Genomic DNA, 25230 nt, shown 5'->3' with positions numbered 1-25230 from the left:
TCTTTAAAACTTGGCTTACGTGCCTGCGGCGACTACATAACGCGCCGACCCCAGTAAACGGATTGAGACGATGGCAGACGCGCGGCGCGCACCCCTGAAGGACCAGACTGACATTTCCGGCGCGCGCGCGCTGATTGTCGAGGCGCGGTTCTATGACGATCTCCAGGACGCGCTTCTGGACGGCGCGATCGCCGAGCTGAAGGCGGCGGGCCTGACCCACGACGTCATCACGGTTCCCGGCGCGCTGGAGATTCCGGCCGCGGTCGCCATCGCCATCGACGCGGCGGCGGCGAACGGCAAGCCCTATGACGCTGTGATCGCGCTCGGCTGCGTGATCCGCGGCGACACCATTCACTTCGAGATCGTGTCGCAGGAATCCTCGCGCGCGCTGATGGATCTTGCCGTGGCGCGAAAGCTGCCGCTCGGCAACGGCATCCTCACCGTCAATAATGAGGCGCAGGCCTGGGCGCGGGCGCGCGCCAGCGAGCTCAACAAGGGCGGCGATGCCGCGCGTGCGGCGCTTGCGATGCTGCGCATCAAACGCCGCATGGCGCGGGCCTGAGCCATGGCTGATCCCACCAAGAAGCCGGCAGGGCTTAACGAGAAGAAGGCAAACCGGCGCGGCGCGGCGCGGCTCGCGGCCGTGCAGGCGCTGTACCAGATGGATATTGCCGGCGCCGGCATCAACGACATCTTTGCCGAGTTCGAGAGCCATTGGCTCGGCAATGAGGTCGAGGGCGACACCTACCTGCCGGCCGAAGCGGCTTTCTTCCGCGACGTCGTCTCGGGCGTCGTGCGCGACCAGAAGAAGCTCGATCCCCTGATCGACGAGGCGCTGTCGAAGGGCTGGCCCTTGAAGCGGATCGAGGCGATCCTGCGCGCGGTGCTGCGGGCAGGGGCCTATGAGCTGGAGCACCGCAAGGACGTGCCGGGCCGCGTCGTCGTCTCCGAATATGTCGACGTCGCCAACGCCTTCGTCGACCGCGAGGAGACCGGCATGGTCAACGCCGTGCTCGACCAGATCGGCCGCCAGTTTCGCGGCGACGAGTTCGGGCGGGGGTAATTTCCGGCGAGGGCGGTGAATTCATGCGAGACGGCTGCCCCATACTCCGCTGTCATCACCCGCGAAGGCGGGTGATCCAGTACGCCGCGGCCTGTCGATGTCACACGATCGTCTCTGGAATACTGGATCGCCCGGTCATGCCGCGCGATGACAGCGGGGGGTGGGGCTTGCATCGATGACCACTCCGCAAAACCCCTCCCCCGAAGACTCCCTCATCGCGCGCTATTTCAAGCCGCTGGCGACCGATCCCGGTGCGTTCGGTCTGGTCGATGACGCGGCGGTGCTGTCGTCGTCCGGCGACGACATCGTCGTCACCACTGACGCCGTCGTCGAAGGCGTGCACTATCTTGCCACCGATCCCCCTGACACCGTCGCGCGCAAGGCGCTGCGGGTGAACCTGTCCGATCTCGCCGCCAAGGGCGCGACGCCGGCGGGATTCGTGCTGACACTGGCGCTGCGGAGCCAGGAGGATGCCTGGCTCCGGCCCTTTGCGGACGCGCTGGGCGAGGATGCAAAGGAATTCGCTTGTCCGCTGCTCGGCGGCGACACGGTCTCGACGCCGGGCCCGCAGATGATCTCGATCACGGCCTTTGGCCGCGTGCCGCAGGGGCGGATGGTCGGCCGGACCGGCGCGAGGCCAGGCGATCGCATCCTGGTGAGCGGCACGATCGGCGACGCTGCGCTCGGCCTCGACGTGCTCACGGGCGGTGCTGCCGCGGCTGCGCTCACGACCGATCCCGCTGCAAGGGAAGCCCTGATCTCACGCTATCGCGTGCCGCAACCGCGCAACCCGTTGGCACGGGCCGTGCGCGATCATGCGACCGCAGCGATGGACGTCTCCGACGGGCTCGCCGGCGATCTGACCAAACTCTGTGCGGCGTCCGGGGTCTCGGCCACGGTCGACGTGACGAGCGTGCCGCTTTCGGCCGCGGCAGCAAGCCTGGTTGCCCGCAACGTGGTTTGCGTCGAGACGCTGCTTGCGGGGGGCGACGACTACGAGGTGCTGTGCACCGTCCCGCCGGCGCAGGGCGATGCGCTGATGGCCGCGGGGCGGGCGGCCGGCCTTGCCGTCACCGCGATCGGCACGATCGTCGCGGGCAAGCAGGGGCCGCGTTTCCTGGACGGGCAGGGCCAGGAATTGGTTTTGAAGCGGCTGTCCTACAGCCACTTCTAGGAATTGCTCCAAACCGGCATCTTAGTTCGCTGCACTTGGCCTAAATACCTGCCGAGATCGGCGTTTTCGGCCTTATCCGGCGTTGCACCCTCAATTTGATTTTGGCAAGCTTGCTACCGACTAAGGCCGCCCCTTTTGGGCAAGGGGCGGCTTTGTTCGAAATCAAGGCGCCGCACCGCTCGACGGACAACAAAAGGCGCCGGGGGTACATCAAGGATCTGAGGCAAAAATCACATGACAGCATTATGGTTGATAGTGCTCTGCGGAGTGCTTTCCGTCGTCTACGCGATTTGGGCGACGTCTTCGGTGTTAAGCGCGGATGCGGGGTCGCCGCGCATGCAGGAGATCGCGGGAGCGGTCGCTGAGGGTGCACAGGCGTATCTGCGGCGCCAGTACACGACGATCGGCATCGTCGGCGTGGTCATCTTCCTCTTGCTTGTCTATTTCCTCGGAATCTACGTCGCCATCGGCTTTCTGATCGGCGCCGTCCTGTCGGGGGCGGCCGGCTTCATCGGCATGAATGTCTCGGTCCGCGCCAACGTGCGCACCGCGCAAGCCGCGACCACCTCGCTCGCCGGCGGCCTCGAGCTGGCCTTCAAGGCCGGCGCGATCACCGGCCTCCTGGTCGCGGGTCTGGCATTGCTCGGCGTGACGCTCTATTTCGGCTTCCTGGTGCATTCGCTGAAGCTTGCGCCTGACAGCCGTACCGTCATCGACGCCATGGTGGCGCTCGGCTTCGGCGCCTCGCTGATCTCGATCTTCGCCCGTCTCGGCGGCGGCATCTTCACCAAGGGTGCGGACGTCGGCGGCGACCTCGTCGGCAAGGTCGAGGCCGGCATTCCCGAGGACGATCCGCGCAACCCGGCCACCATCGCCGACAACGTCGGCGACAATGTCGGCGATTGCGCCGGCATGGCTGCCGATTTGTTCGAGACCTATGCGGTGACCGCGGTCGCCACCATGGTGCTCGCCGCGATCTTCTTCGCCAAGACGCCGATCCTCGCCAACATGATGACGCTGCCGCTCGCGATCGGCGGCATCTGCATCATCACCTCGATCATCGGCACCTTCTTCGTCAAGCTCGGGCCGAGCCAGTCGATCATGGGTGCGCTCTACAAGGGCCTGATCGCAACCGGCGTCCTGTCGCTGATCGGCATCGCGCTGGTGATCTACTACCTGATCGGCTTCGGCAAGCTCGATGGCGTCGACTATACCGGCATGGCGCTGTTCCAATGCGGCGTGGTCGGCCTCGTCGTCACCGCGCTGATCATCTGGATCACCGAATACTACACCGGCACCGACTATCGGCCGGTGAAGTCGATCGCCCAGGCCTCGGTGACCGGCCACGGCACCAACGTGATCCAGGGCCTTGCCGTCTCGATGGAAGCGACCGCGCTCCCCGCGATCGTGATCATCGCCGGCATCCTGGTCACCTATAGCCTCGCCGGCCTGTTCGGCATCGCGATCGCGACTGCCACCATGCTGGCGCTGGCCGGCATGGTCGTCGCGCTCGACGCGTTCGGCCCTGTCACCGACAACGCGGGCGGCATCGCCGAGATGGCGGGCCTGCCGAAGGAGGTGCGCAAGTCGACCGACGCGCTCGACGCGGTCGGCAACACCACCAAGGCGGTCACCAAGGGCTACGCGATCGGTTCGGCCGGTCTCGGCGCGCTCGTGCTGTTTGCGGCCTACAACCAGGACCTCAAGTTCTTCGTTGCAGACTCCGCGCGCCATCCCTACTTCGCCGGCGTCAATCCGGACTTCTCGCTCAACAACCCGTATGTGGTGGTGGGCCTGCTGTTCGGCGGCCTGCTGCCGTATCTGTTCGGCGCGATGGGCATGACCGCGGTGGGCCGTGCCGCCGGCGCGATCGTCGAGGAGGTTCGGCGTCAGTTCCGCGAGAAGCCGGGCATCATGCAGGGCACCGACAAGCCGGATTACGGCAAGGCGGTCGACCTGCTGACCCGGGCGGCGATCAAGGAGATGATCATCCCCTCGCTGCTTCCGGTGCTGTCACCGATCGTCGTCTACTTCCTGATCTACGCGATCGCGGGCGGCGGCGTGGCCGGCAAGTCGGCGGCGTTCTCCGCCGTCGGTGCCATGCTGCTCGGCGTCATCGTGACGGGCCTGTTCGTCGCGATCTCCATGACCTCGGGCGGCGGCGCCTGGGACAACGCCAAGAAGTACATCGAGGACGGTCATTTCGGCGGCAAGGGCTCTGACGCCCACAAGTCGGCGGTGACCGGCGATACCGTCGGCGATCCCTACAAGGACACGGCGGGTCCCGCGGTGAACCCGATGATCAAGATCACCAACATCGTGGCCCTGCTGCTGCTGGCGATCCTGGCGCACTAAGCGGCGAGAGACGAGACAAGACAAGGCAAAACCCCGCGGCGCGAGCCGCGGGGTTTTTGTTTGTAGTGACAGTGCGTAGGGCGGATTAGCGAAGCGCAATCCGCCATCGCCCGAACCGCATCGAAGGCGGATTACGCTTTCGCTAATCCGCCCTACAGATCGCGGCCGTGCGTCACTGCACGTCCATCTGCAGCCCTTCCTTCTGGATGATGCCGGCGAACTTCTTCGTCTCGGCATCCACGAAGGCGGCGAACTGCTCGGGCGTGCCGTAGTCGGCGCGGGCGCCCATGGCCGCGATCTGCTTCTTGATGTCGTCGCGCTCCAGCATCGCCTTGACCTGGAGATTGAGCGCGCTCAGCACCTCGGGCGAGACGCCCTTCGGCAGGAAGACCGAGAACCACGACGAGACGTCGAAATTCGCCAGCTCCGGCGCGCTCTCGCGCATGGTCGGCAGGTCTTTCGCAAGGTCGCTGCGCTCGGTGGTGGTGACGCAGAGGCCGTTGAGCGTGCCGTTCTGCACCTGCGGCAGGCTCGGATAGAGGTTGTCGAACAGGATCTGGATGTCGCCCGCCAGCGCCGCCTGGAGCGCGGGTCCGGCGCCACGGAACGGGATGTGCGTCATCTTGAGGCCGGTGAGCTGGAGGAACCAGGCGCCGGTGAGGTGAGGGCTCTGGCCGACGCCGGAGGAGGCGTAGCTGAGCTTGTCCGGATTGGCCTTGAGATAGGCGATCAGCTCGGCGATCGACTTGATGCCGGTCTTCGGATGCGCCGACACGATGTTCGGGATCCGGATCATGTTGGAGACCGGCTGGAGCTGGTCCGGCTTGTAGGTCAGATTCTTGAAGATGCTGTAGGCGATCGCGTTCGGACCGGGATTGCCGACCAGGATGGTGTGGCCATCGGGCTTGGCACGAACCACCTCGGCGGTGCCGATGGTGCCGCCGCCGCCCGAGCGGTTTTCCACGACGGCCGACTGACCCCAGGCGGTTTGCAGATGCGCGGCCAGGAGCCGACCCAACACGTCGGTCGAGCCGCCGGCCGCAGCCGGCACCACGAGGCGGACGTTTTCGGTCGGCTTCCAGTCGGCAAGGCTCGATCGCGGCAGGATCGCTGCGGCCGAAAGGCCGGCCACTCCGGTGAGCACGCGACGTCGGGACAAAGTCTTAGGCACGAATCCACTCCCTGCTTCTTTCTTTGCAGGGAGCGTAGGAAACCGCAGATGCGACGGCAAGTCGCGCGCGGCGGTCAGTGCCGCGCGGAGGGCGGCACGACGCCGCAGGCGAGGGGCATATACCTTCCGGCGGAATTGGAAGGCGTTCTGGATGCTTGTCTTGAAGCGTTTTCCTGAAGCGAGCCGGTCGCCGGCTTCGCCCGAAAACGCTCCGGGGCTCAGTTAAAGCTGAGCAGCTTGAACAGCGGCGTGAGGTAGCTCATCTCCTGGCCCGACGTCGGCGTGGTGCGGCTGATGAAGTCGAAGATCTTGCCGTCCTGCAGGCCGTAATTCGCGAGGCGCCGCACGCGCCGGTTCTTGTCGAAATAGATCGCGATGACGCGCTGGTCGACCACCTTCTGGTTCATGAAGGCGACCATGCGCTCCGAGCGCTGGGAGATGTAGTAGAACACTTCGCCATCGAGGGTCGCCACCGTGGAGGGCGTGCCCATCACGATCAGCACCTGATCCTGGCTCGCGCCGATCGGAATCTGCTCCAGCGCACCGGGCGGCAGGATGTAACCCTTCTGGAATTGCTCGCCGGTGCAGCCCGTGAGCGCGGCGCCGACCAGGGCGACGGCGGCGAGCATGCGCAAGCCGCGCCAGCGTGCGTGAAGGCCGCGCCGCGTACCCGCGCGCAGGCTGATCTGGTTCGTTGTCGTCATAGCGGAACTGATTCCGTCCCCTTGCGTCGCGCGAGGCGCTGAAGTACCGGGCTGGGCGTCTGAATGCAACTCGCGCGCGCCCGCTTGCGGAAACCACAATGCTTTGGCCGTTCAATCACTTCAGGAAACCCCGGCTAACCCCGTCGGGCACCATTGAAGCCATCTATGGCATGATCGTGACGCAGGCGCGAGAACCCATATTTTACCGCGACTTGGGCGTGCCCGATACGGTTAACGGGCGTTTCGACCTGTTGCTGCTGCATCTGTGGCTGCTGCTGCGGCGCCTGCGTACGGTCCAGGGCGCCACCGCAGGAGCCTCGGAGCTGTCGCAGGCGCTGTTCGACCGCTTCTGCGAGGACATGGACGACAATCTGCGCGAGATGGGGGTCGGCGACCAGACCGTGCCGAAGCGGATGCGGGCGTTCGGCGAGGCGTTTTACGGCCGCGTGCAGGCCTATGACCAGGCCATCGAGGCCGGCGGCGAGGCCCTGGCAGAGGCGATCTGCAAGAATATCTTGAATGGGACCGGCCCGGACCAGGCGAGGCGGCTCGCGGCCTATGCCCGGGCCACCGAGGCCGATCTCGGCCGGGCCGACGAGGCCGCGCTGCTGCGCGCCTCCTTCAGGTTTCCTCCAGCGCTTCTCGAGGGCGACACGCCATGAGCCGACCCAATACCGGATCCGAGCCCGATCCCTGGCGGGCCCCCGTCATCGTCGCGCAAATCCCCGACACCGGCCTGCACCGCAAGCTTGAGGCCTCAGCTGCCGAGCGGCAGGCCATGGCGGAGGTCGCCGGCCTCCGCGAGATCCTGTCCGCTCAGGCCGACTTCGACGTGGTGCCCAGGAGCGGCGGCCGGGTCCAGGTGACCGGCACCGTCCGGGCCCGAATCGGCCAAACCTGCGTGGTCACGCTCGATCCGATCGAAAGCGAGATCGAGGAGGAGGTGGACCTGGTGTTCGCCCCCGAGGCCGAGGCGCGCCGCCTGGCCGACCTGATCGCGGAGGGGCAGGACGAGGAGGCGCCGCCTGAGGTCGCCGACCCGCCCGAGGCGATCGTGGGTGGCATCATCGACCTTGGCCGGCTCGCCACCGACGCCCTGTTCCTGGCAATCGATCCCTATCCGCGCAAGGAGGGGGTCGTGTTCGAGCCGGAGGTCACCGCCCCCGATCCCGAGGACCATCCATTCGCGGCCCTGAAGGCGCTGCAGGACAACAAGAAGGGCCAATAGCCGGGCATTTCCCCGGGGATCGTCTTGCGGCGGTGCGCGAGGCATTTGCCGGGATGGTTTCAAAGCCTTCTTTATCTGGCTGATTTCAGTGCATTTCTTGCAGATTCAGGAGTTCGCGGCCGGATCGCCCCGGATGCAAAAGGCTGGGGGCAAGAGGTTGTTTCGGGGGTACAAAACGCTATTGTCGCGCCCCGGCCCGGGTGCGGCGTGGCGCTTGGCCGGCCGCCATGTCCGTGGCGAACTCATTTTGCGGTCCCGCTGATCCAAGACCGCACCAGACCAGGTTTCCAGGACTTTTATGCCAAGCAAGGTTCGCATCGCGCTGGACGCCATGGGGGGCGACGCCGGCGCCGCCGTGGTCATTCCCGGCGCCGCCATCTCGCTTCAGAGGCATCGCGAGACCGAGTTCCTGCTGGTCGGGGACCGCGCCAGGATTGAGCCCGAGCTCGAGAAGCATCCCGCGCTCAAAGCGGCTTCGAAGATCATCCACACCGACGTGGCCGTCAGCGGCTCGGACAAGCCGAGCCAGGCGCTGCGGCGCGGCCGCAAGACCTCCTCGATGTGGCTTGCCATCGACGCCGTGAAGAAGGGCGAGGCGGATGTCGCGGTCTCCGCCGGCAATACCGGCGCGCTGATGGCGATGTCGCGCTTCCACCTGCGCACGCTGCCCGGAATCGACCGTCCCGCGATCACGGGGATATGGCCGACCAGGCGCGGCGAGTCCGTCGTGCTCGACCTCGGCGCCACCATCGGCGGCGACGCGCACCATCTGGTGTCGCTCGCGGTGATGGGCGCGGCGATGGCGAGCGTGCTGTTCGACAAGAAGCGCCCCACGGTCGGGCTGCTCAATATCGGGGCCGAAGAGATCAAGGGGCACGAGGAGATCCGCGAGGCCAGCGAGATCCTGCGGGCGAGGAACCTGCCGGAGCTCGACTATATCGGCTTCGTCGAGGGCGACGGTATCGGCAAGGGGCTGGCCGACGTCATCGTGACCGAAGGTTTCAGCGGCAACATCGCGCTCAAGGCCGCCGAGGGAACCGCCCGGCAGATGGCGGACTTACTCCGCAACGAGATGCGGCGGAGCTGGCTGTCGAAGCTCGGATATCTCTTTGCGCGCAGCGCCTTCCAGGCCCTGCGCGACAAGATGGACCCGAACAAGTCCAATGGCGGCGTGTTCCTGGGTTTGAACGGATTAGTGGTCAAGAGCCACGGCGGAACCAGCGCCGAAGGCTTTGCCTATGCGATCGATGTTGGCTATGAGATGGCTCACTACGATCTCCTGAACAAGATCAATCAGATGCTCAACCGCGAGGGCGGTGCACTCAATTCCGTGCAGGCCGCGCAGGAGGCTGTTTCGTGACTCAAATTCGTTCGGTCGTGCTGGGCTGCGGCTCCTATCTGCCGGAGCAGGTGGTGACCAACGCCCAATTGGCGGCGCGTATCGACACCTCCGACGAGTGGATCGTGCAGCGCACCGGCATTCGCGAGCGGCACATCGCGGCCGAGGGCGAGTTCACCTCGCATTTGGCGATCAAGGCGGCGCAGGCCGCGCTCACCGATGCCGGCATGGACGCGCAGTCGATCGACCTGATCGTGCTCGCGACCTCGACGCCCGACAACACCTTCCCCGCGACGGCCGTTGCCGTGCAGCACGGGCTCGGCATCACCCACGGCGCGGCCTTCGACCTCCAGGCGGTATGCTCCGGCTTCGTGTTCGCGCTCGCCACCGCCGACAATTTCCTGCGCACCGGCGCGTTCAAGCGCGCGCTGGTGATCGGCGCCGAGACCTTCTCGCGCATCCTCGACTGGAACGACCGCGGCACCTGCGTGCTGTTCGGCGACGGCGCCGGCGCGGTCGTGCTGGAGGCGCAGGAGCAGCCGGGCAAGGCCGCGACCGACCGCGGCATCGTCACCACGCATCTGCGCTCCGACGGCCGCCACAAGGCAAAGCTGTTCGTCGACGGCGGGCCGTCCTCGACCCAGACCGTCGGCCATCTGCGCATGGAGGGCCGCGAGGTCTTCAAGCACGCAGTCGGCATGATCACCGACGTCATCGTCGATGCCTTCCAGGCGACCGGGCTCAATGCCGAGACCATCGACTGGTTCGTACCGCACCAGGCCAACAAGCGAATCATCGACGCTTCCGCCCACAAGCTCCACATCGCGCCGGAGAAGGTGGTGCTGACGGTGGACCGTCACGGCAACACCTCGGCCGCCTCGATTCCGCTGGCGCTGTCGGTGGCCCGCAAGGACGGCCGCATCAAGAAAGGCGACATGGTCCTGCTGGAGGCCATGGGCGGCGGCTTCACCTGGGGCTCCGCGCTCGTGCGCTGGTAGGGCCACAGTCGATAAAATTTTGCCGGAATCAGCGCCGATTATCGATGCGTGTGCATTGATGAGCGCTGTTGACCGCCGTATCGTAACCTCATAATTTCAGACAACAATTGTTCGCCGTGATGTGGGGCAGGGCGATGACCGATCAAAGTAAAACCGTAACGCGTGTCGATCTGTGCGAAGCCGTCTACCAGAAGGTAGGCCTGTCGCGCACGGAATCGTCCGCCTTCGTGGAACTCGTGCTGAAGGAGATCACCGACTGCCTGGAAAAGGGCGAGACGGTGAAACTGTCCTCGTTCGGGTCCTTCATGGTCCGCAAGAAGGGTCAGCGCATCGGCCGCAACCCAAAGACCGGCACCGAGGTGCCGATCTCGCCGCGCCGCGTCATGGTGTTCAAGCCGTCGGCGATCCTGAAGCAGCGGATCAACGGCCAGCACCGCGCCAACGGTGACGCCAGCAAGGCTCCACAAGAGGCGTAACGCCTCTCGCAAAGGATTTGGCATTTGGACAAGGCGCCGGATGCGTTCCGAACCATCAGCGAAGTAGCGCAGGAGCTCGACATTCCGCAGCACGTGCTGCGGTTCTGGGAAACCCGATTCTCCCAGATCAAGCCGATGAAGCGCAGCGGCGGCCGCCGCTATTACCGCCCCGACGACGTCGACCTGCTCAAGGGCATCCGCCGTCTCCTCTACGGGGAGGGCTACACCATCCGCGGGGTACAGCGGATCCTGAAGGAGCACGGCGTCAAATCGGTGCAGGGCCTTGCCGACAGCGCCGCCGCGGTCTCGTTCGGCGCCATCGAGGACGCCATCGGCGCCAGCTTGATGGAGCCCGACGACGAGGAGGCGCCCATCAAGGGCGTCACCGACACCGACGATGACGACTACCAGGGTGATGAGGAGGAAGGCATCGACTTCCGCTTCACCGAGGTCGACGACGAGGAAATCCTCACCACCTTCCGCAAGGGCGGCACGGCTGCCGCGGCCCCGGCCGGCCCCAGCGCCATCGACCGGGAACGGTTAGGGCGCGTCCTCGCCGACCTCGTCGCCTGCCGCGAGATGCTGGATCAGGCGCTGAAGGATGGGTAGGGGCGGGCTTCGCCGGCTTGCGGGCAGTTCCGGGGACTGTGGCCGGGACGGCAAAATGCTGCGGCCTCGCCTTGCGCATCGCGCCGATCCTAGCTAATGGAACGACGTTCGGAGCGTGGCGCAGCCCGGTTAGCGCACTAGTCTGGGAGACTAGGGGTCGGAGGTTCAAATCCTCTCGCTCCGACCAAATTCTTCAAATATTTCAATGGTCCCGTGGGCCGGCCGGTTATTAAAGAGCCGCCGCTTTACAGGCAGTTTACAATAATCGTTCTGGCGCTGTTCTTCAGTCGTGCATAGGGGAGCAGCATTTAGGACGCGTCCTAAAGAAACATGAGAACGAGTTAGCCACTAAGAACTCAGAGGCGCGCCTTCTGGTGTCGGTTGTCAAACCCGGCAGTATCGACATCAACTTAGTACCCGACCTCGTCTCAACCGTGGCAATGGCCGGCCCCTTGCTGGCACCACTAATCGACAAGGTCGAGCTGATCGAAAAGTTCGGCAAGCATCTTAAGTCTCTGATCGACCTTTTTGCTAAGAAGCGAGAGGCGACAGCAGCCGACAATATCTCCATTAAAGACTGCGACGATGCAACGAACATAGTGAAACCGATCGCAAGTCACGGCGGATCGCAGACATTCAATGTGATCAACGGTCCGGTTACCGTTCAATTGTTGACTGTCACAGCTCAGGAAGCGTCATCGATTATTGAAACCGCTGCGCTCGAAAAGACGCTACTTCAGAATCCGAAGGCGGAGGTTTTGCAGCGCGTACCTATGGTTTGGAAAAGGTTGGACAGAGACTCCGTGAAGTCGGAAGCCAAAACAACTCCAGACCGTGCTTTGATAGAGGAAATAGATGAAAAGCCGCATGCAGTGTTTTTCACTGACGAGATGAGCCATCTAAAAAAGCAAATGATCGGGGACGAAGAAAATCCTTATCAAGCAATCTATTTTGTGGATGTTGTTGTATCGCGGTCATCGGGCAAAGTCGTCTCCTACCGCGTGATTGGCTATTACGGCAAGGAAGAGCTCGAGCCGCTACCTCCGGCATAGTTCGCGGGCGAAGAATCGGAAGAGAATATCAGGGACTTCTTCCAGCGTGTATTGCGACACTAAAACTCGAAGCGATAGCATGGGATGGAATCGCAACTGGGGGGACTATGCCACGTTCTTGGCGTTCATGGATGCTTGCTGCTGCCAGAGAATGGAATTTCACGCCGACGCCAAGACCGGCGCGATCACGTCCGAAAAGCTCGATGACTAGTCCGTGTACTCATTAAGCGGCTGGCCGCCGCTAATGTCCGCTTAAGCCCGAACAGCGGCGGAGAAGCAGCAATCTTCCAATGTCGCTGAAGGGCCAAAAGCGGTCCTTCGGTGCTCTGACCACATGGCGGGGTGAAAGCGGGCTAGGTAATCACCGCACGGAACAGACGCCATTCGTCAGGCACGCCTTTGAGAGTGTGACGGCCGCGCTCTTCAAACGTCAATCCGGAGCCTGCTACGAGGTCGCGAACCGTCTGTGAGACCAGAACTTCACCCGGCGCAGCTAGCGCCGCCACGCGCGCGCCAATATGCACGGCAATGCCAACGATATCGTGCGCGACGAATTCGCACTCACCGGTATGCAAACCGCAACGGACCTTCAGATCGAGCGAGCGCACCGCATCGCGGATTGCGCTGGCGCAGCGTACGGCGCGCGCGGGTCCGTCGAACGTGGCAAGGAAACCGTCGCCGGCGGTGTTGATTTCGCGCCCGCGATACTGGCCGAGCACGCCCCGCGCTTTGGCATAGAACGCGTCGAGCAGTACGTGCCAGGCGCCGTCGCCGAGCATGGCGGCGCGTTCCGTCGATCCCGCAATGTCGACAAACAGCACAGTCGCAAGCACTCTATCTGGCTGGGCTGCCTGCCGATGCCCAGTGACGAATTCTTCGACCTCATCAAGGATTGCGTCCTGACTGCCTACCCAGACCACATGGTCCTGACCACTGAGCTCAATCAGTTTGGCGGAAGGAATCATCTGCGCCATGTAGCGCGCATGCTTCACGTCGATGACGCGCTCATCGGTGCGATGCAAAATTAAGGTCGGTACACGCGTGACGGGGAGGATATTTCTGACATCAATTTCCCGGTTCATGCGCATGATCGCGGATGCCGCCCCTGGGCTTGCTGAGGCCCTGAAGTAGGCAGCAACTTGCTCAAGTGCCTGCGTATTGCCGGCAAGGCTGGGCGCCCACATCAGCAAACTCATTGCATCTGTCGTGCCCCAGTGGTGCTCAATGTCATCGAGGAAAGTGCTCCACTGCGCATCAGTCCATCCGAATGTGTAGTCAGGAGCCCACGCGCGTCGCGCATAAGTGCCACAAAGAACCAGAGCGGACGTGCGTTCGGGATACGTCGCGGCATAGAGCAGCGACATCGGACCGCCCTCGGATACGCCAAACAAGGTGGCCCGCTGGGAACCGACTTGGTCCAGCACCGCCTGCACATCGTGCATCCGCTGTTCAAGTGTGAAGATCTGGGAACCGCGATCAGACATTCCGGTGCCGCGCTTGTCGAAAATGATGACTCGCGCAAACGTTGCAAGCCTGCGGAAAAAATAGGCGCGGCCTGGCGATTGCCAAAGCGCTTCAACATTGGAGACAAAACCGGGGACGAACAGCAGGTCGCGTGGACCGTCGCCAATCACCTGATAGGCAATATGGACGTCGTCACTTTTGACGTAGTGAGTGGTCGGGATGTCAGCCATGTTGGCCTACTGCGGGACAAACCACGCTGCGCGAGTGTCGTATCACATTCCGCGTCAGGCTAGTGGGACTTTTGACGGGCTTGACTGCCCCCTACCCGTAGGTACCGGCAAAAACTGGGGAAACCAGAGTGATGCCACGGCCGCGAAGGCCGCTTAGGGTCAGAAGCTGCCATCACGCACCATGCCGAGGTTGGTCAGCTATGGGCCAATACCAGACCCGGCTCAGTGCCCGGCGCCAGTGAATTGCACGACTACCTACTCAGTTTCAGCGCGCGCGCTGCGGGTGTTTGCCTTCTTGGGGACTGACGCTGGTCGCGAGATGCGCCCAAATCTGGACTTACGATGCCCGAAGGTTCCGGGAATTGTCTTTTGGTTGCACTCGCCGGACCGGAATCTGGGGCAGTGCAGTTGCTCTTTGAAGGTGCAAGTGCACGGTTGAGGCCCTTGGTTATCGTCTGGCATCGCGCCCTCGCATTAGCTCGCCGCATCGCCTTGTTCAGATCACCTTCAGTAAGCGGAACCTCGCGATGCTCCGGGCCGAGGTCTGGCACGGGCCACAAGCGGTCCTCATACAGTCGCCGTTCGCTCGCTGTATATGTCGAAATCAAGCTCGATGTTGCGGTCGGCCGCGAACTTGAGGATGTCAGCAGGTATCGAAAATCCCTGATTTCTAGTTTCGAGGTGGAGACCAAAGCTCAAGCGAATTTGTGCCCCCACAGGTAGCTGTTCCCAGACAGTGGGCGCTTGAGGAAAGCGGGCGATCAGCGTTCTAACTGCTTCCGTAACGTCCCATTCGTCGGTCTCTTCCGACGTTAGACAAACCGCCCAGGAACCGAACGTGGCGGGAGGTGCGTTTGCCCTCGCCGAACGCGGTAGGCCTTTGACTTGTGAATGGGTTGGCTCGACAGCGAAAAGATGGGTCACATGCTCAGGATGGAGATCATCCGCCCGAACGGTCAGCGAAATCGAGAACCAAGAGATCGGCCCCCCAAGCCATGCTGCGTCCGGAGGTGCGTCTTTTGGCGGTTGCGGACGTGGTCGCTTCATTCGGCTACTGATCCTAAACGGCACAAAGAACGCACCGCGACAAGGTTGCTGCTCCGGTTGCATAAGGCGAATTTATCTACTCTGTCTGTCCCGGAATGTTCAACTTTGAATGACCGATAACGAGGACCGCTTTGGGTCACAAGCGGCCCTCAGCGAGCATCCCCGTGAAGGTCCGCTAAGGGCCAACAGCCGACATCGCGCCGGTGCCGGAATGACGAAAGAGGCCACCCGATTGAGGTGGCCTCTTTTTATGCTTCGGCGCTTCGTTTTTACTTCTTGCGCGGATCGTCGGCTGGATCGATGAACACAATGCCCCCCGGCCCGGTGAATACAATTTGGACCATCGTTTCTTCGTTTGTCGTCCATACATAGTGGGGGTGCTTCGCCGGCAGCGTGAAGACGGAGCCCGGCTTCAATATCTCGCCTTTCGAGGGATCAAACTTTTCCCCCATGGCGTTCCCAAAGCTGCCACTCATCACGGTGACGACCTCGGCATAGGGATGAGTATGCGGCGGAACTTTATAATTCGGCGGGAATTTGACCCGCTGGACGATCGTCTCGGCCTTTGTTAGGTCACCGATCAAGAGGGCGGTTTGCGCGCCCCTGAAGACCGGATGCTCTATCCACGTCAACCCATCGGGCTTGACCACCTTCATCGCATCTTGAGCCATCGCAGAACTTGCCAACGCGATCAAAATGGCACCGGCAAAGGACTTGTTCATCCAAACCTCCTTCCAAATATTGCGGAGCTGGAGGGTCCAACAGGATACTACAAAAATACTCAGACTGAACCGCTTAAATTCATTTTCGGAAGGGCTTGAATCGCCCATGGCAAACCAAGTCCGAATTGGGTCATAAGCAGCCGTCAGGCGAACGATCATGTGACGTTCGGTCCTCTCCAGACAGCTGACATGACAGCGGCTTTCCCGTGTTCAGATCGGGACCACTACCGCATCTAACGGAAGGGCTATTGAGGGCGTCCATCACCCGCGACATCGCGGGATGCGTCCGGTTCTTGACCTTGATCCAGTCCTTGGAGCGACCGCTGCTATAGCGCCGATCGCGACGCTTGGAGACCAGCCCCTCGAGGCCCATGCGAACCGCGGCGCGATAGACCTCGCTCCCGATCTCGCCTGCCTCGAATGGCGTAACGAACATGTCGTCAGGCCGGCCGCGCAGCAAGCGCGCCAGGTTGCTCTTGCGCAGCGAGAGGGGCAGGGGCCGCAGATCTTCGCCGCCGCGCACAAGGATATCGAAGGCGTAAAGCTGCACCTCGTCATCATGCCGACGCGAATGCAGGGCGTTGAAGTCGGAGACGCCGTCGACGCCGAGCACCACGGCCTCTCCGTCGACGAAGTGCCGCTCGCGGTTCTTCAGCGCGGCCTGGACGATCCAGGGGTAGCGCTTGGTCCAATCCGTACCGTTGCGAGAGAGGAGGCGCACCCGCTCGTTCTGCCGAATGACCAGCATTCGGTAGCCGTCGTACTTTACCTCGTGGATCCAGTCAGGCCCTGAAGGGACGTGCTTGGCGGCGGTAGCCAAGCAGAGCTCGTACGTCATACGCATGGACCGAAAATAAGACTTCCCGCTCAATTTGCGAGATCGGGAACTGTGGGCCTCGGTCGGTTGCAGAAAGTGGCTTCTCCGCGGCCGAAGAAGTAAGCGAGCGTAGGATTTGTTCGGCTTGCTCCTTTGTCAAATTGGCTGCCCAGGCGGTCCCTATCAGTGTCGGGCCCTTGCGTACTCGATCGTAAACCATCCAACCCTTGCCGCCCATTCGAACGAAATATCGGCTCTGCGCCGGAATGTTATCAGTCAATGCAGCATGCTCCCAACCAATATGCCCAGCAAGCTAAGGGAGGGCATTCACCTTTGTACCTTCATTCGCAAATGTGAATCTCGTCGGGAGAAAGTGGCAGTGTCTCGTTCTTGTCGCTAACCTTGTGCGATACGTGAGTCGGGGGGATTCATGGATCGGAAGCCTCTTGAGAGCATGTCTCTCGAAGAGCTGTGGCGACTCCACACCGTCGTCAATGATGTTTTGGCGGAGAAGCTTGCGGCGAAGAAGCAAGAGCTAGAACGACGACTGGAGCTGCTCAACCGAGAAGGCAAAGCTCCCCATTAAGGCGGTCGCAATCGACTCGCCGTTTCACGCTGGCGGACCTAGCCGGCTGGGAGAGTCATTGCCGGCGCGAACCGTTCTGAGAATGTTGCGGCCTTTGCATCCCTCGCGGCAGAAAGGGCAGCGGAAATAAACGTGGAACATCCGATGGTCGCCAGCGCCAGGAGAGCCGTACCGAAAATCAGGCTACGCATTTGAGCCTCCCGCAACGGTCGTTACCGTCGCAGTATCGGATTGCATTGTTTCAGCTTCGCTTCGTTGGAGGCCTCAATTGGCTTCGTACACGCGGCCGTGAATGGCATGTTCGCCCCGCGCGCCGGCCGGCCGCGGCGCATTTCGCCGAGCCCACAGGCCTGCCTTCAGATGTCATCGGGCAGCGCCGCGCAGGGGCAGGGCGAGCTGCAGGTCAAATCGTCGCGTCGCGTTGGCGTTGATGAAATCCTGCAGAGCCGGCGAGATCTCGGCGTCGGAGTTGGCGGCGCGCTCGGCCAGCGCGTCGGCAAGGTCGGACGTCGCGTCGCGGGACCAGCGCTCGATCGCATTGAAGCGCACGATCCGAAGCGGATAGGCATATTGGCCGGAGAGGATGTCCTGTAGGACGGTCTCGAGATCGGTGTCGGCCTCGTCGGTCTCACGCCATGCGCACCCGGCACCCGCGCCGAAATCCTCAAGCACCAGGTAGATGTCGCGGTCGAGGCGATCGGCCGGCACGATCGAGGGCGAGGAACGCATACGCATACTCCGATACAAAAGCAGCGGAGAGACGGCCCCGGCTCGCAGGGGCGCTAGGGGGGTATGGGCCGGGGTCCGCTCCGCCAGCTCGGCGGCAAGCCAGCGAGACTCATAATCTCATCCCCGGGCCTTCGTTCCTGGAAAGCCAGCGCGATCGGCTCGTCGAACTCGCCGGCGCTCCCGTCATGCGCCCTTATGCCAGGGACGGCTGCGGTCGGCGTCGGTCACGCGCGCCTGCTTGATCTCGTCGTAACTGAGGGTCCGATTGCAAAGCCGCCCAAGCGGATCGGAACGCCATCTTGGCCGCGTCCAGGCTGGCGGCGTGGCCGCGATGGGCACTCCGCTGCGGCACGTTGGGCAGAAAGCATGACCAGGACCAATCGGCGCCGCCGCCGACGGCAGTGGTTCTGAAAATGCGGCCGATGTGAAGATGGTCCCAGATCACGACATGGTCGTCAGGCGCGGTTTTACCGCCTATCACGGCGCGGCGCAGGGAGAGTTCGTCGGTCATGGGCGGCGTTATGGCATGAGAACACAGAGAGAACAAATTCCCGGCGATGTGTAGCAAAGTGTGTATCAAGCACAGCCACGCTCGGCCGTTCGCTGGCGCCGTGTGCAGCCTCCCGATCGGTTTACAATTTCGGTAAAAGACCCTGTCTTTGCAAACCGAAGCCGCTCCGTCGTTTCCAAAAATTCTCCCGTAGAAGCAACGATCTGCCGTCGCCTGGGAGACTAGGGGTCGGAGGTTCAAATCCTCTCGCTCCGACCATTTTTCAAAGAATCAAATTCCTTTTCGGCCGGGTTTACCGTGGGCCGCACGTTTCCGCTTGGGTTGCAACGTTCCGCGAGTGTTGCCCTGGCGTCACAGCGTGCAGCGTCAACATGATTTAAGAATTTCGGGCGCGTTGGAATCGCGGAGGGGGCGTCCCGTGGGAAGAGCACTGGCTGCTGTAGCAGTCTTGGCGAGTGTCGCGTCGGGGGCGGAAGCTGCTGACCAAAGCCCCGCACTTTTCACGAAAGCGCGCACGGCTGACTCCAGCCCAAGCTGGACGGGATTCTATGCTGGCGGCAACGTTGGCGGCGCATGGGCAGACCGGACCGTGAATTTCACCGGTGACGCGGCCTCCGCTTTCATCTTCAATCCTGGAGTTCCGATTGCGCCTCCGTTTGCGGGGCAGGTTGCTCCCAACCCTCACGATTTTTCGATGAGTGGTGTCACGGGGGGCCTGCAAGCGGGCTACAATTGGCAGCTGGGTGGCAAATGGCTCGTCGGCGTTGAAGGTGACTTGAGCGCATCCAGCTTGCGCGGAAGCGGTCGCGAAACAACGCCGATTCTGCCCCCAGCTTTCGCGCAGACCATCTCGGCCGAGCAAAAGATTGACTGGTGGGGGAGCATTCGTGGGCGTCTGGGGGCGCTGGTCACGCCTAGCGTTCTTCTGTATGGGACCGGCGGCTTTGCTTTTGGTCGAGTGGCGACATTCGACGACTACATCGCGAACGGACCGGGTGGCGCTTTCAGTGTCTCCGTCGCCGGCACTTCATTCAGCTGTACGATCGGATCGACTTGCTTTACGGGCACCGATTCCCGCATTCAAGCTGGCTGGACGGTGGGTGGAGGCGGCGAATGGCGCTTTGCGCCTCGCTGGAGCTTCAAGGCCGAATATCTCTACGTCGACCTCGGCAAATCGTCAGTGACGGCCACCGCACTCGCAACGGGCATTGGCCCGACCCTGTCCAAATACACGGCGAATTTCGGCCGGGCGGATTTCCACGTGGCGCGAGTGGGCGTGAACTATCACTTTTGAGCCTAGATCAGATCTCTCTAAGGGCCGCCTACCTCAAATACCCCACGACCATCCGCGTCGTCTCGTCGACCAGCGTCCGCACCATCTTCTCCGACAGCATTTCGGGTCCGTTCAGCACCGTGTTGTGCGCGACCGCCTCGATCGAACTGACGCAGATGAAGGTCGCGACGTCGAGGTCGATCTTGCGCATCTCCTTGCGGCGGCTTTCGAGATAGGTGCGCACGAGGTCATGGACCTCGCGGTTGAAGGCTTCGACGTCTTTGAGCTGGCCGGTGCGGGGGATCTGCTCGGCGAGCACCCGGTGCAGTTTCGGGTCGATGCGGTGGGCTTCGATTGCGATGGTGACGAGCTTTCGCACCGCCTTGTCGATCGGTAGGTCGGCGACTTCCGCGAGCGCGGTGCGGACAATGCCCATGATCTCCTCGTTGTGACGGTCGATCACGGCGGCGACGAGCGCTTCCTTGCTCGGAAAATACTGGTAGAGCGAGCCGACGCTGACGCCGGCGATCTCGGCGATGCGGTTTGTGCTGGCCTTCTCGAAACCGTCGCGGACCAGAATGCGAGCGGTCGCCTCGACCAACGCGTCGACGGTGGCGCGTGAGCGCGCCTGCAAAGCGTTTTTCCGGGGTTTTGTCGGCGGCGTGCGCGCCATGGGCTTTGCGATCCGAATGCGAGTAGGAAAAGCGAGCGAATGCTCGCATTATACGCGCATATGGCGACCTGTCGGCAAGCCTCTTCGTCGCCATATGGATGCCCAGCCAGGCGGAGAACTGTCCATGAGCGTCGCAAGGATCGTGTCGGCCCTGCAGTTTTGTCCAGATCTTTGCGCGCCTCGGAGCCGTGAGCCCGGGCCGAGCCTGCAGAGCCGCGGCTTCAACGCGCTGCTCGCCCTGCTGCCCTACAAGCAGCAGCTGGCATCAGCCGAAGCGGTGCAGGCGCATGTGCAGAAGCTCGCCTTGCAGGCGGCTTCGTTCGAGCCGCCGAACCTGGGGCGCGACGTTGAGGTGACGCTGACGAAGATGGGCGGTTGGCCGGTCTATTACACCGCGCCGGCGTCGGGACATGAGGGCTGCAATTTCGTGATGTTCCTGCATGGCGGCGGCTACATCAACGAGATCGTGCCGGCGCATTGGCGCCTCATAGGCCAGATGACGCGCAAGGCGAACGTCGTGTGCGTCGTACCGATCTATCCGCTGGCGCCGCGCGCCACCGCGAAGGATGTCGTGCCGGCGACGGCCGAGCTGTTGCGCATGCTGCTGGAAGACGCCGGGTCTGCGAAGGTCACGGTAGCAGGCAACTCGGCCGGCGTAGGGCTCGCACTCGCGGCGTGCCAATGGCTGCGCGATCGCGGGCATCGGCAGCCGGACCAGATGGTGCTGATCTCGCCCGCGGCCGATGCCTCGGTCAGCCGTCCGGAGCAGATCGAGATCGCAAAGCGCGATCCGATCCAGGACATTCCGGGCATCGTCGAGGCCGGGCGACTCTACGCCGGCGAGCTCGATATCGGCCATCCCTTCGTCAGCCCGCTCAACGGCGCCTTCCGCGCGCTTGCGCCGATGACGATCTTCGCAGGGACGCGCGATCTGCTTTACCCCGACAGCGTCGATCTCGCCGAGCGGGCGATGGCGGTGGGCGTGCCGGTCGAGCTGCATCTGCTGCGTGACCAGCCGCACAATTACGCGCTGATGCCGACCCCGGAGGGGCGCAAGGCGCGGGCGCTCATCATGCGCGCGGTGGCGTGATGGGAGAAGCGTGTGACCGTGGTCACAGGGCGCGCCGCCTCGCTGGGGCTTGGCGCTGGCAGTGCCCGCGAAGGGACAAGCGGCCCCCGGGCGTTTCCTCGTATCCGTCGTCTTCGGATCAGTAGTTTTGCGGGGCCTTAGGCGTGGCCCTTGATCTCGTAATGGCCGGGCACGCATTTGTACCGATCCAGGCGCCAATTGGCGTGATAGATCGGATGCTCGCCCATCCATTTCGCCAACGGCGCCTGTGCGCCGATCGCACATTGCATCAACGACATCTCGGGCGTCATGTTGCTGTCGGTCACGATTTCCTCGATGCAACTGCCTGAGCTGGCTGCACTCAGCCGGCAGAGCACGGCAACGACGGTCACGAACATTCCTGTCACCTCATCGGTAGTTTCAGACCACGAAGAGGATGCAAGCGGAGTGCCAGAGCCTGTGACACGCAAACAACACGCTGGCCTGGCCGACTCGACCCAGCGTCCGGAGTCCATTTGATGATTCGGATTGTAAAAAAATTACCCATAAACCGAAGCCGGACAAATACGGGAACCGGGCACTTTTGCCCCAACTGTGGCAGCAGCGCCGCGGACGCTCCCGCGCAACGGCCGGGCTATCGCGTGTGCTTCCGGCGACGATTGAGCAAGCGCCTCGTCCTTCGAGACAACCGCGTCGCGGTCTCCTCTCATCTGCAACGACCGCGTGGCGACTGCAGGCCAATAGTCCGCACGCCGAAATAATTGATGCCGAAGATTGCATCCCCGATCCGCTTTCATTTGCGGATGCGGCGCTGCTACATTTCGTGCGCGCGTCCGGCAAGCGGCGCTGTGAAGAAACATACCGACAAGGGAGGGGCCGAAAGTCCCATGAAGGATTTCGCAGGAAAGATCGCGGTCATCACCGGCGGCGGCACGGGAATGGGGCGCGAGCTCGCGCGGCAACTCGTTGCCGAGGGCTGCAATGTCGCGATGTGCGACGTCTCGCAAGCCGCGATGGCGGAGACCAAGCGGCTCTGCGAGATCGAGAAGCTGCCGCAAGGCCTGCGCGTCACGACGCATGTCGCCGACGTCTCGATCGAGGATCATCTGAAGCGTTTTCGCGACGAGCTCGCCGAGCAGCAGAAGACCGACAGGATCCATCTGCTGTTCAACAACGCCGGCATCGGCGGTGGCGGCAGCCTGTTCACCAACACGCGCGAGCAGTGGGAGCGCACCTTCAACATCTGCTGGGGCGGCGTCTATCTCGGCGTGCGCACCTTCCTGCCGATGCTGGTCGCGGCGGACGAGGCCCACATCGTCAACACCGCGAGCGTCAACGGCTTCTGGGCCTCGATCGGCATGGGCCAGGCGCACACCGCCTACAGCTCGGCCAAATTCGCGGTGAAGGGATTTACCGAAGCACTGATCAACGACCTCCGACTGCACGCCCCGCACGTCAAATGCTCGGTGGTGATGCCTGGTCACATCGGCACCTCGATCGTCTCCAATTCGCGCAAGGTGCAGAGCGCCGACGGGTCGGAGCGGCTCAACGCGGACGAGGTCGCGCTGACCCGCAAGCGCATGGTCGCGGCCGGCGTGCCGGATGCCGACAAGATGTCGGACGAGGACATCCAGGCGGCGTTCGCCGAGCGCGCCCGCAGCTTCCTGGAGGATGCGCCGACGACGGCGGCACAGGCCGCGAAGATCATTCTCGACGGGGTCAAGGCGGAGCGATGGCGCATCCTCGTCGGCGAGGACGCCAAGCGTCTCGACGAACGCGTGCGCGCTACGCCGGAGCAGGCCTATGACCGCGCCTTCTACGATAGCTTTACGCAGGAGGTCGGCTGGCGGCTCGGTTGAGATCGCCTCGAAAGGCGCGCGGATATAGGTATGATAATCATCATGGCAAGAGGTGCGCAGATAATTGTACGTGCCACCTCCTGCCAATGTTCATCGCCTCATGACGAATTGGAATGTCACGCATGCGAGGGGGTCGTTTCGTTCAAGCGATGGTGATCTCGAACGGCTCTCATTCGGTGCACGGCTGCTTGGTCGGTAAACTGGAATAGTTTAGTCAATCAGGGATAACGCGATGATAGAGCGTAGCTCCGATGATTCCCGCATGCCTCTCCGACGACTGGATCCTTTGCCCGGAGCGGGAGGACATCTCCGCTGAATTTACGCGGCTCTTGACCGCGGCCCAGGAGGGCGGCGCCACGATCGCCGAATGCCTGATGATCGCGCGGCAGCTGAAGCGCGGCGACGACCGGTCATGGCATCGCGAGTGGAAGAAGCTCGCGCAAGCCAATCGGCAGCGCGCAGAGGCCGCGTTCGCGGAAGGCCACATGGCGAGCGCGCAGCGCAACTGGCTGCGCGCCATGAACTACTACGGTGCGGCGGCGATGCCGCTCGACCCGGCCGACGAGCGCCGCTGGGTCGCGGTGCTCGCGATGCAGGAATGTGCCCGCCGCTACCTCGCGGCGCGCGGCCCGGCCGGCGAAGTCGTGACGATCCCCTGGCTCGACGGACATGCGTTGCAGGGCTATTTCCTTCCCGCGCCGTCGGGAAGCGGACGGGCTCCGACCGTGATCTGCATCGGCGAGCCCGGCCATCGCAAGGAGGAATTCCTGTTCAAGCTCGTGCCGCATGCGCGCGAGCGTGGATTCTCGATGCTGGCGCTCGACCTGTTCGGCGACCAGCGCGACGACTATCTCGACGCGCTGTTGCGGCGCCGGGATCTCGAGAGCGCGATTCCCGGCGTCATGGACTATCTGGAGACGCGCGGCGACATCGATTTCGCCCGGGTCGGGATCATCGCCGACGGCTGGGGCTCGTCCTTCGTAGCGCGCGCGGTGTTGCAGGAGCCGCGGCTTGCCGCCGCCGTCTGCGACGGCGGCCTGTGGGACCTGCACGAGCGGGCCTTCTTTGCCAGCCGATTTGCGATGAGCGACGTCAGCATCGTGCCGGTGCCGCATGCGCCGCTGATGGCCTCCAGCGCCGACTGTCCGGTGCTGATCACGCTCGGCGAGGACGGCTGGCTCAAGGCCGATCGGGCGCGTCAGATCGTCGAGAGCTCCCGGCTCGCCACCTCGGATGTCATGCTGAAGGTGTTCACCGCGGCCGAAACCGGCGCGGCGCAGGCCCATGCAGACAATCCGAGCCTTGCCAACGAATACATCTTCGACTGGCTCGAATCGCGGCTCGGCACCGCCGCGCGGCGGATCTGAGCGCGGGGCCCCAGGACCCTAGAAGTCGAGCGAGATCCGGACGCAGGCTTTCTGGAGGCGGTTCTTCAGCGTCGCGAGCTTGCCGGTGAATTCCGTCAATTCGTTCTCGTCGAACTCCTGGAAGACGAACTCGCGGATCGTCTTGTACTGCTCATTGAGGCTTGCAATGTGCTTCTGGGTCTTGTCGGTCAGTGACAGCCGGACCACCCTGGCGTCGGTCGGCGAGGGGCGACGGCGCAGCAGACCCTTCTTTTCGAGCAGCTTGGACTGGGTGGTGACGAAAGACGGATCGACGTGGAGGAGCTTGGAGACGACGTTGACCGGAATGCCGTCGTCCTTGTCGAGATCGGAGATGGCCATCAGGATCAGCCATTGCGGGCCGCTGATGCCGAGCGTCTTCGCCCAGAACTGACGCAGCTCCTCCAGATACATGTTGATCGACGATATCTCCCAGGTGAAGCGCCTGATGATATCCAGATTGCCGATCGAGCGCAGGCGCGCTCCTTCCTTCCTCGTCGCGGACACAGCGTCACTCCCGTGAACCGATTGTTCAGGCCGGTGTTCGTGGAGGGCCATAGTCCACGCAAGCCTGCTCTGACGCAAGTGCAGGGCAGGGTAATTTCGTCACTAAAACTACAAAGATGATCAGGTCAGCGATTGGCCCGGCCCGGTGTTGCGCGCGGGGCACAGGCTTAGCGAAAACCGGAAAGCTGA

Annotated in this window: 26 protein-coding genes and 1 tRNA gene; 16 read left to right on the top strand and 11 right to left on the bottom strand. The window is 63.1% G+C overall.

Features of this window, described 5'->3' with window-relative positions; genetic code table 11:
* Positions 1-70 precede the first annotated feature (70 nt).
* From ribH to BM190_RS18575, 4 genes are all read left to right on the top strand, one after another.
* Positions 71-562 (top strand): 6,7-dimethyl-8-ribityllumazine synthase, encoded by a 492-nt coding sequence (ribH, locus tag BM190_RS18590; protein ID WP_092257480.1) that lies wholly within the window; start codon positions 71-73, stop codon positions 560-562.
* A 3-nt stretch (positions 563-565) separates the two neighbouring features.
* Positions 566-1063 (top strand): transcription antitermination factor NusB, encoded by a 498-nt coding sequence (nusB, locus tag BM190_RS18585; protein WP_018320048.1) that lies wholly within the window; start codon positions 566-568, stop codon positions 1061-1063.
* A gap of 175 nt (positions 1064-1238) precedes the next feature.
* Entirely contained in the window at positions 1239-2237 is a 999-nt protein-coding gene (gene thiL, locus BM190_RS18580) for a thiamine-phosphate kinase (protein ID WP_092257477.1), read from the top strand.
* 234 nt (positions 2238-2471) lie between these two features.
* On the top strand, positions 2472-4592 hold the full coding sequence (locus BM190_RS18575; protein ID WP_018320050.1) for a sodium-translocating pyrophosphatase: 2121 nt from the start codon (positions 2472-2474) through the stop codon (positions 4590-4592).
* Between the two features lie 172 nt (positions 4593-4764).
* Here BM190_RS18575 and BM190_RS18570 read toward each other — a convergent pair whose 3' ends face one another.
* Complete coding sequence (locus BM190_RS18570) at positions 4765-5763, bottom strand: Bug family tripartite tricarboxylate transporter substrate binding protein (RefSeq protein WP_018320051.1); 999 nt, start codon at positions 5761-5763, stop codon at positions 4765-4767.
* Positions 5764-5981: 218 nt separating this feature from the next.
* Positions 5982-6467, bottom strand: a complete 486-nt coding sequence (locus BM190_RS18565; RefSeq protein ID WP_177237153.1) for an outer membrane protein assembly factor BamE — start codon at positions 6465-6467, stop codon at positions 5982-5984.
* A gap of 98 nt (positions 6468-6565) precedes the next feature.
* Here BM190_RS18565 and BM190_RS18560 point away from each other — a divergent pair, with 98 nt between their 5' ends.
* The 8 genes from BM190_RS18560 to BM190_RS18525 all read left to right on the top strand — a co-directional run bounded on the left by BM190_RS18560 (position 6566) and on the right by BM190_RS18525 (position 12169).
* Positions 6566-7129: a ubiquinol-cytochrome C chaperone family protein gene (locus tag BM190_RS18560; protein WP_092257474.1), complete on the top strand. Its 564-nt coding sequence runs from the start codon at positions 6566-6568 to the stop codon at positions 7127-7129.
* On the top strand, positions 7126-7695 hold the full coding sequence (locus BM190_RS18555; RefSeq protein WP_092257471.1) for a YceD family protein: 570 nt from the start codon (positions 7126-7128) through the stop codon (positions 7693-7695). The genes BM190_RS18560 and BM190_RS18555 overlap by 4 nt, the downstream gene beginning before the upstream one ends.
* Before the next feature lie 298 nt (positions 7696-7993).
* Positions 7994-9055 carry a phosphate acyltransferase PlsX gene (gene plsX / locus BM190_RS18550; protein ID WP_018320055.1) on the top strand — a complete coding sequence of 354 codons (1062 nt, stop codon included), beginning with the start codon at positions 7994-7996 and terminating at the stop codon, positions 9053-9055.
* On the top strand, positions 9052-10032 hold the full coding sequence (locus BM190_RS18545; RefSeq protein WP_018320056.1) for a beta-ketoacyl-ACP synthase III: 981 nt from the start codon (positions 9052-9054) through the stop codon (positions 10030-10032). The genes plsX and BM190_RS18545 overlap by 4 nt, the downstream gene beginning before the upstream one ends.
* A 134-nt stretch (positions 10033-10166) precedes the next feature.
* Positions 10167-10508: an integration host factor subunit alpha gene (locus BM190_RS18540; RefSeq protein WP_026202294.1), complete on the top strand. Its 342-nt coding sequence runs from the start codon at positions 10167-10169 to the stop codon at positions 10506-10508.
* A 24-nt stretch (positions 10509-10532) separates the two neighbouring features.
* Entirely contained in the window at positions 10533-11117 is a 585-nt protein-coding gene (locus BM190_RS18535; protein WP_018320058.1) for a MerR family transcriptional regulator, read from the top strand.
* A 109-nt stretch (positions 11118-11226) separates the two neighbouring features.
* Positions 11227-11304 (top strand) — tRNA-Pro (locus tag BM190_RS18530).
* 187 nt (positions 11305-11491) lie between these two features.
* Positions 11492-12169, top strand: a complete 678-nt coding sequence (locus BM190_RS18525; RefSeq protein WP_092257469.1) for a hypothetical protein — start codon at positions 11492-11494, stop codon at positions 12167-12169.
* Between the two features lie 353 nt (positions 12170-12522).
* Here BM190_RS18525 and BM190_RS18520 read toward each other — a convergent pair whose 3' ends face one another.
* The 6 genes from BM190_RS18520 to BM190_RS18495 all read right to left on the bottom strand — a co-directional run bounded on the left by BM190_RS18520 (position 12523) and on the right by BM190_RS18495 (position 18275).
* Positions 12523-13863 (bottom strand): adenylate/guanylate cyclase domain-containing protein, encoded by a 1341-nt coding sequence (locus tag BM190_RS18520; protein WP_018320062.1) that lies wholly within the window; start codon positions 13861-13863, stop codon positions 12523-12525.
* Between the two features lie 567 nt (positions 13864-14430).
* On the bottom strand, positions 14431-14910 hold the full coding sequence (locus BM190_RS18515) for a DUF4279 domain-containing protein (protein ID WP_177237152.1): 480 nt from the start codon (positions 14908-14910) through the stop codon (positions 14431-14433).
* Between the two features lie 269 nt (positions 14911-15179).
* A complete protein-coding gene (locus BM190_RS18510) occupies positions 15180-15632 on the bottom strand; it encodes a cupin domain-containing protein (protein WP_026202295.1) in 453 nt (150 codons plus the stop codon).
* 130 nt (positions 15633-15762) lie between these two features.
* Positions 15763-16452, bottom strand: coding sequence for an ATP-dependent DNA ligase (locus tag BM190_RS18505; RefSeq protein ID WP_244550673.1), 690 nt, complete (start codon positions 16450-16452; stop codon positions 15763-15765).
* Positions 16453-17398: 946 nt separating this feature from the next.
* Positions 17399-17764 (bottom strand): hypothetical protein, encoded by a 366-nt coding sequence (locus tag BM190_RS18500; protein WP_092257457.1) that lies wholly within the window; start codon positions 17762-17764, stop codon positions 17399-17401.
* Between the two features lie 193 nt (positions 17765-17957).
* Positions 17958-18275, bottom strand: a complete 318-nt coding sequence (locus tag BM190_RS18495; RefSeq protein WP_244550672.1) for a hypothetical protein — start codon at positions 18273-18275, stop codon at positions 17958-17960.
* Between the two features lie 337 nt (positions 18276-18612).
* Between BM190_RS18495 and BM190_RS18490 the strand changes: the two genes are divergently transcribed.
* Positions 18613-19569: an outer membrane protein gene (locus BM190_RS18490; RefSeq protein ID WP_312012748.1), complete on the top strand. Its 957-nt coding sequence runs from the start codon at positions 18613-18615 to the stop codon at positions 19567-19569.
* A gap of 28 nt (positions 19570-19597) precedes the next feature.
* On the opposite strand, the gene BM190_RS18485 is transcribed toward BM190_RS18490, so the two are convergent.
* Positions 19598-20182, bottom strand: coding sequence for a TetR/AcrR family transcriptional regulator (locus tag BM190_RS18485; protein ID WP_244550671.1), 585 nt, complete (start codon positions 20180-20182; stop codon positions 19598-19600).
* A 163-nt stretch (positions 20183-20345) separates the two neighbouring features.
* On the opposite strand from BM190_RS18485, the gene BM190_RS18480 reads away from it, so the two are divergent.
* Entirely contained in the window at positions 20346-21311 is a 966-nt protein-coding gene (locus tag BM190_RS18480; protein WP_177237150.1) for an alpha/beta hydrolase, read from the top strand.
* Positions 21312-21448: 137 nt separating this feature from the next.
* Here BM190_RS18480 and BM190_RS18475 read toward each other — a convergent pair whose 3' ends face one another.
* Entirely contained in the window at positions 21449-21688 is a 240-nt protein-coding gene (locus BM190_RS18475; protein ID WP_092257446.1) for a hypothetical protein, read from the bottom strand.
* Positions 21689-22177: 489 nt separating this feature from the next.
* Here BM190_RS18475 and BM190_RS18470 point away from each other — a divergent pair, with 489 nt between their 5' ends.
* Complete coding sequence (locus BM190_RS18470) at positions 22178-23149, top strand: SDR family NAD(P)-dependent oxidoreductase (protein ID WP_092257788.1); 972 nt, start codon at positions 22178-22180, stop codon at positions 23147-23149.
* A gap of 251 nt (positions 23150-23400) precedes the next feature.
* Positions 23401-24516, top strand: a complete 1116-nt coding sequence (locus tag BM190_RS18465; protein ID WP_092257444.1) for an alpha/beta hydrolase family protein — start codon at positions 23401-23403, stop codon at positions 24514-24516.
* Positions 24517-24534: 18 nt separating this feature from the next.
* Here BM190_RS18465 and BM190_RS18460 read toward each other — a convergent pair whose 3' ends face one another.
* A complete protein-coding gene (locus BM190_RS18460; protein ID WP_026202299.1) occupies positions 24535-25041 on the bottom strand; it encodes a MarR family winged helix-turn-helix transcriptional regulator in 507 nt (168 codons plus the stop codon).
* Between the last annotated feature and the right edge of the window lie 189 nt (positions 25042-25230).

The organism is Bradyrhizobium sp. Rc3b (assembly GCF_900114915.1).
GTDB lineage: Bacteria > Pseudomonadota > Alphaproteobacteria > Rhizobiales > Xanthobacteraceae > Bradyrhizobium.
This window is presented reverse-complemented; position numbering and strand designations above follow the sequence as displayed.

What these genes read in the sequence shown, in the direction of transcription:
- ribH (WP_092257480.1), top strand. Translation starts at nt 71, where the DNA reads ATGGCAGACGCGCGGCGCGCACCCCTGAAGGACCAGACTGACATTTCC.
- nusB (WP_018320048.1), top strand. Translation starts at nt 566, where the DNA reads ATGGCTGATCCCACCAAGAAGCCGGCAGGGCTTAACGAGAAGAAGGCA.
- thiL (WP_092257477.1), top strand. Translation starts at nt 1,239, where the DNA reads ATGACCACTCCGCAAAACCCCTCCCCCGAAGACTCCCTCATCGCGCGC.
- BM190_RS18575 (WP_018320050.1), top strand. Translation starts at nt 2,472, where the DNA reads ATGACAGCATTATGGTTGATAGTGCTCTGCGGAGTGCTTTCCGTCGTC.
- BM190_RS18565 (WP_177237153.1), bottom strand. Translation starts at nt 6,467, where the DNA reads ATGACGACAACGAACCAGATCAGCCTGCGCGCGGGTACGCGGCGCGGC.
- BM190_RS18560 (WP_092257474.1), top strand. Translation starts at nt 6,566, where the DNA reads ATGCTTTGGCCGTTCAATCACTTCAGGAAACCCCGGCTAACCCCGTCG.
- BM190_RS18555 (WP_092257471.1), top strand. Translation starts at nt 7,126, where the DNA reads ATGAGCCGACCCAATACCGGATCCGAGCCCGATCCCTGGCGGGCCCCC.
- plsX (WP_018320055.1), top strand. Translation starts at nt 7,994, where the DNA reads ATGCCAAGCAAGGTTCGCATCGCGCTGGACGCCATGGGGGGCGACGCC.
- BM190_RS18540 (WP_026202294.1), top strand. Translation starts at nt 10,167, where the DNA reads ATGACCGATCAAAGTAAAACCGTAACGCGTGTCGATCTGTGCGAAGCC.
- BM190_RS18520 (WP_018320062.1), bottom strand. Translation starts at nt 13,863, where the DNA reads ATGGCTGACATCCCGACCACTCACTACGTCAAAAGTGACGACGTCCAT.
- BM190_RS18515 (WP_177237152.1), bottom strand. Translation starts at nt 14,910, where the DNA reads ATGAAGCGACCACGTCCGCAACCGCCAAAAGACGCACCTCCGGACGCA.
- BM190_RS18510 (WP_026202295.1), bottom strand. Translation starts at nt 15,632, where the DNA reads ATGAACAAGTCCTTTGCCGGTGCCATTTTGATCGCGTTGGCAAGTTCT.
- BM190_RS18500 (WP_092257457.1), bottom strand. Translation starts at nt 17,764, where the DNA reads ATGCGTTCCTCGCCCTCGATCGTGCCGGCCGATCGCCTCGACCGCGAC.
- BM190_RS18495 (WP_244550672.1), bottom strand. Translation starts at nt 18,275, where the DNA reads ATGACCGACGAACTCTCCCTGCGCCGCGCCGTGATAGGCGGTAAAACC.
- BM190_RS18480 (WP_177237150.1), top strand. Translation starts at nt 20,346, where the DNA reads ATGAGCGTCGCAAGGATCGTGTCGGCCCTGCAGTTTTGTCCAGATCTT.
- BM190_RS18475 (WP_092257446.1), bottom strand. Translation starts at nt 21,688, where the DNA reads ATGTTCGTGACCGTCGTTGCCGTGCTCTGCCGGCTGAGTGCAGCCAGC.
- BM190_RS18470 (WP_092257788.1), top strand. Translation starts at nt 22,178, where the DNA reads ATGAAGGATTTCGCAGGAAAGATCGCGGTCATCACCGGCGGCGGCACG.
- BM190_RS18465 (WP_092257444.1), top strand. Translation starts at nt 23,401, where the DNA reads ATGATTCCCGCATGCCTCTCCGACGACTGGATCCTTTGCCCGGAGCGG.